Source organism: Xenorhabdus sp. SGI240 (assembly GCF_040081915.1).
Taxonomy (GTDB): Bacteria; Pseudomonadota; Gammaproteobacteria; order Enterobacterales; family Enterobacteriaceae; genus Xenorhabdus; species Xenorhabdus bakwenae.
This window is the reverse complement of the sequence record NZ_JBEBMB010000131.1, coordinates 1-5,239: the sequence shown is the minus strand read 5'-3', so window position 1 is coordinate 5,239 and position 5,239 is coordinate 1. Positions and strand designations below refer to the sequence as shown.

At 44.0% G+C, this 5,239-nt stretch carries 2 protein-coding genes and 2 pseudogenes; 2 read left to right on the top strand and 2 right to left on the bottom strand.

What is annotated here, in order from left to right; translation table 11 throughout:
• Nucleotides 1-508: 508 nt before the first annotated feature.
• Both ABLA76_RS17035 and ABLA76_RS17030 read right to left on the bottom strand, forming a co-directional pair.
• Nucleotides 509-1,083, bottom strand: a pseudogene (locus tag ABLA76_RS17035) (SDR family oxidoreductase).
• 140 nt (nt 1,084-1,223) lie between these two features.
• Nucleotides 1,224-2,432: pseudogene (locus ABLA76_RS17030) on the bottom strand (MFS transporter).
• A 117-nt stretch (nt 2,433-2,549) separates the two neighbouring features.
• Here ABLA76_RS17030 and ABLA76_RS17025 point away from each other — a divergent pair.
• Both ABLA76_RS17025 and ABLA76_RS17020 read left to right on the top strand, forming a co-directional pair.
• Entirely contained in the window at nt 2,550-3,131 is a 582-nt protein-coding gene (locus tag ABLA76_RS17025) for a TetR/AcrR family transcriptional regulator (RefSeq protein ID WP_348988838.1), read from the top strand.
• Nucleotides 3,132-4,175: 1,044 nt separating this feature from the next.
• Nucleotides 4,176-5,093 (top strand): integrase domain-containing protein, encoded by a 918-nt coding sequence (locus tag ABLA76_RS17020; RefSeq protein ID WP_348988837.1) that lies wholly within the window; start codon nt 4,176-4,178, stop codon nt 5,091-5,093.
• The last annotated feature ends 146 nt before the right edge of the window (nt 5,094-5,239 follow it).

The window sequence follows — 5,239 nt, the reverse complement described above, 5'->3', positions numbered from 1 at the left end:
ATGAAGGTGGATTTTTACTACATTAATTTCGCATGATAACGTAGACACTTTGGACTTACACCATGTCCGCTTTACGCGCATACCAGCCCCAAGATCTTGCAAGGCGGCACCGTGCCAATAGCAGATGCCCATAGAGCTGGAGCTTCAACCGTGGCAAAGTCAGCCTATAATAACTTTGAGTTATCAATTAAACCTGTGGCAATTCAATTTTCAAGCTCAGTAATAGAAGCCAACATACCTAAACATAAAACACCCTGTTTATGTTGGCGCTGTTGCAAATTTTTGCTGGGGATGGTTTCCCTACCACATTTTGTTATTTCTATGACTACAAACGCAATATGTTGTGGCAATAGAATTCCATTTTTTATAGAAATCAAATTCTGTAACAGTGCCCATTTAATTGGGTTTTAAGCTTCTTGCTTAGTGGACGCAAGAACAATTTCTCTGATACAGATATTTTGAGGTTGGCTGTAAGCATAATTTATAGCCTTAGCGACATCTTCTGGGGTTAGAATCTCAGCCCCCATATTTTTTTCCAGTCTTGGTATTCTTCTTTTATTTTTTTATCGGATGTGTGGCTTAATAGCTCAGTTTCGACTGCACTAGGCGCAATTATTGTGACTCTTATATTGTGCTTTGAAAGTTCTTCTCTTAAATTCTCGCTCATTCCATGTACAGCAAATTTTGTACCAATATAAACGGTATGATTAGGAAAAGTTTTGCGTCCGGCTACTGAGCTGATATTTATCATAGTTCCGTTTTTTCTATTTATCATTCCTTTCGTTACAGCGCTAATACCATTCATCATTCCTTTCACATTAACATTTGTTCCCATTCGTTAGGATCTTGTAATTCCATGCTTCCTAACAGCATGACTCCTGCATTGTTAATTAGAGCATCAACAGGCCCAACCTTTTGTTCTGCTTGTTCTATTGCTTTGGAAAATGATTTTTTATCGGTCACGTCAACTGCCAGACATAATGTACTTGGCAAATTTAGGCTTTCCATTCGTTCTATTCGTCGAGCGATTAAAAGTAGTGGATAGACATATGAAGAAAGTAATTTTGCGGTTGCTTGACCGATTCCTGAACTCGCTCCAGTTATTACAACTATACCAATCCAACTTCAAGATGCATGTTATATTTCCCCGCGAAGCGGGGAGTCATGCTCTCCGCGAGTCTTAGTCTCTCACTATTATGAAAAGTCATATAGCCCTGCCAGAATTACGTAGAACACTGTGTTGCAGATGAGTATTCCTGCATACGACGGTATCCCCATAATGCCACAAACACTACTATCCCTCCCGCGATCAAAGAAACGATAAAGCCACCACGAGCACCTTCCATATCCACTACTTGACCGGATGCTGCTGCCCCAAGCGCTACTCCGACATTCAACCCCGCTAACACCCAAGTCATACCTTCAGTTAGTTGATTTTCTGGCACTATACGTTCAACCAAGGACATTACTACAATCATAGTAGGGGCAAAGAACAATCCAGCAATAAACACTGTGCAAGCCAAACTAGCAATATTGCTAACAAGCAAAAATGGCAATGTCGTTGCTGCAGTTGCTAATCCTCCTAACAATAGTAGTTGATGCAACGGAGTTTTTAACTTGAGTGCCCCAAATAGTAAACCGGCTAAACAGGATCCAATAGCATACGCAGACAAAACGAAACTAGCACCAGTCGGCTGTCCCATCTGCTTAGCAAATGCCACACTTACAATATCTACTGTCCCGACAATGATACCCATTGCGATCATCAACAAGGTTAGCAACCGAACATCCGATAATCAAATAACTGAGCTGGTATTGCCTATCACTACGTTATGTTGCTCTACTGGAGGTTCAGTACCACGTAGTGCAACAAATATCATTACACCAATAGCAAGTAATACTGCTGCCACCAACACACCGGCTTGAGGAAATACGGCCACACTGAGCCCTACAGATAGAGGAGGTCCTGCGATGAAAGTAATTTCATCAAATACCGTTTCTAGTGAGTACGCAGTTTGTAGATGAGATTTACCTCGGTAGATAGCAGTCCAGCGGGCACGTACCATTGCCGACATACTCGGCATGAAACCAGCTAACACAGCACCTATGAACAGAGTCCAATCAGGCATCTGCCAATATGAAAAAGCGAGTAACAATAAGATACCTAGTACACTAATACCGGCAGCAATTGGCAATATCCTATTTTGACCATGACGATCTACCAGACGTGAAATTTGCGGCGACATTAGCGCAAAGGTCAGTACAAAAGTGGCTGCAACGGCACCAGCCAAACCATAGCTATTGCGTAACTGAGACAACATAGTAATGATGCCGATACCAGTCATTGGTAGCGGTATACGAGCTAATAGACCGGCCAGAGAAAAACTTTTTGTGCCATTAGCATTAAATAGTTCACGATATGAATTAGTCACACCATTTCTCCTTGTTTCTTTTTTATACCCAACTTGCCAAAACACCGTTGGATAGGGATAATACATACGCAGCGTATGTAAATGGCTTAACAATATTTTTACCAAAAGGAGAATATTATGGTTCGTCGTACTCGAACTGAGATGGAGAAGACTCGCATTACGTTGCTAGCAACTGCCCGCAAGATTTTCGGTGAACTAGGCTATGCCAACACTTCAATGGACGATCTTACAGCACAGGCCAACCTGACACGTGGTGCACTCTATCACCACTTTGGTGACAAAAAAGGCCTTCTGGTGGCGGTGGTAGCTCAGATTGATACTGAAATGGATGCACGATTGCGGGATATTTCAGATAGTACTACTGATGCTTGGACTGGCTTCAGGAATCGCTGTCGAGCATACTTAGAAATGGCGCAAGAACCAGAGATCCAGCGCATAGTATTACGTGATGCCAAATCGGTCTTAGGCCATCCTTCCCCAGGGGAACAGCAACATTGCATCGAGTCCATGCAAAAACTGCTAGCACAACTTATGCAGCAAGGAATTGTGGTACCGTCCAATCCTGAAGCTTTGACTTTGTTAATCTATGGTAGCTTAACCGAAGCTGCGTTCTGGATCGCTGAATCTGGAAACAGTAAAGAAAGGCTAACACAAGCATTAGCTGCCATGGAGCAATTGTTAAGAGGAATACGCTCCTAACAGTGCAAGTATATCCAGTAATCGCGTTAGGAATAGCTACTAAGTGCTATTCCCCATACAGTTGCTTTTATTAAACTTCTATCTTAAGTGTTTTTAGCGTTAAAGCGCTACAAAGAAGAATAAGGATGAGTAACTCGACGAAAAGTGCTCAGTCTTCTCATTAGTAATCTGTACCTGTGTTCAGTTCATTCTTTGTTGCTGACTTTTCCTCTGATCATTTTTAGTTTATAGTTGCATGATAATTTGGAATATCTCATAACTTATTCATTGTTCGGATAAATATTAATCTATTTTCACTATTGTATAATAAAGTTGACCCCGTTTAATACAATCGATAATGTATTTAACTGTTACTAACGATCCTATCGCCTGCAAGGGAGAGCAAGATTGTGGTACATCTGCGCACTTTTGGAAGCAGATATCGTCAGACACATAACCCGCCGTTGACGATGAAAGTTACTCGGTGAAGTTTTGAACCGGTTTATCACACACATTAGGCAGTTCCCTGCCACGTTCGCTGTAATCATTTTACCTTGCACTATTTTTACCCATGCTTTGATTTATGCACGATAAACGTCCCGAAAACTTTGCAGCGTCACTTACGTTAAAGCGTAGCGATGACCAAGTGACGTCGCCGGGCGTCAGCGTCCAGAGCGCATTCGGTCTGCCTTTACGACCGATTTGAACCCTGAATTACTCAGTGAAACCATTCAAAACAGACCATTAACAGACATTTCGTTTGATTGACGAACGAATTCCAGATCTGGTTTTCAACCCACCGCCTTAAAACAGGCTGATGCAGTAAAAAAAGGAGATATGACATACGTCAAGATAATGAGGCGTTCATCCTGAGCTGATCAGGCAATGAACGGGGAGCCTTCCATCGCTGTGCTCAGCACGTCGCGAGCTCCTGCAATAACTCAACACAACCTCACTCTGCTACACATTATCTGACGCATCACGGAACGGTGAACCTGAACCGACACGCAGAGACTTGTTTAAAAAATGAATAAAAATAGAGAAAAAGTGACAGGAGAGGCGTGAATGGCGCAGAAATCGGCACGTTCAAAAATTGAGTTGTTCAGGAAAGAATTTATGACCCACGCCCGACAAGCGGGTGGGAGCTTTGCCACGGTTGCCGATCGTGAACGGATTGCCCGGCAGTTTCTTCACTTTCTCAAGGATAAAGGCATTAAGCTCCGGCAGATGGACAGCCTTAAAGTCAAATATATTGAACGCTATATTGCAGAGCGAAAGGCCAGCCATATCAGCCACCGGACTCTGCAAAATGAAATGTCCGTGCTGAGAAGCGTTTTAGCGCAGGCCGGAAAGCATAAGCTGGCTGATCCCGGTAATGCCCGTTTGAGCAACCGGGCACTCGGTATTGTTGCAATAAACCGAAAAGGAACTAAAACGGCGTTGGCACCGGCTGCGTTCCGTGAAATCTTTCAGCAGGTCGAACAAAAAGACCGGCGCGTGGCGGCGGTGATGCAATTGGCCTATGTGTTGGGCTTACGCACCAAAGAAGCGGTGGAAGCCTATAAATCGTTAGCCACCTGGAAAAAAGCCCTGGAAAATGGGCAGACCTCTGTGCGGGTGATATTTGGCACCAAAGGCGGACGGCCGAGGCAGACGACCATATTGGATCGGGCAGCGCTGCAACATGCCATTGCTTATGCGGTGCGAGAGCAGGCAGAGCGGGGTGGAAAACTGATTGATAAACCGACGATCACGCAGGCCATAGACCGTTACCGATATATTGTCAGAAGCTCAGGATTGGTGGGTAAGAATGCCCCGCACAGTATGCGCTACCATTTTGCCCAGCAATCCGGTGAATATTACACCGCGCAGGGATTCAGTGAGCGGGAAGCGCTGGCATTGGCATCAATGGATTTGGGGCACGGTGATGGACGTGGGCGCTATATCCGGCAGGTGTATTACCAGAAAGGTGAGGCGGAATAACACTATTTTCCCTGATAAAAGATAATTATCTAGATTAATCGCTACCCTACCTGACCGTCAGCTATGCGCGTAAAGCGGACATGGTGTAAGTCCAAAGTGTCTACGTTATCATGCGAAATTAATGTAATAAAAAACCCGCACAAGGC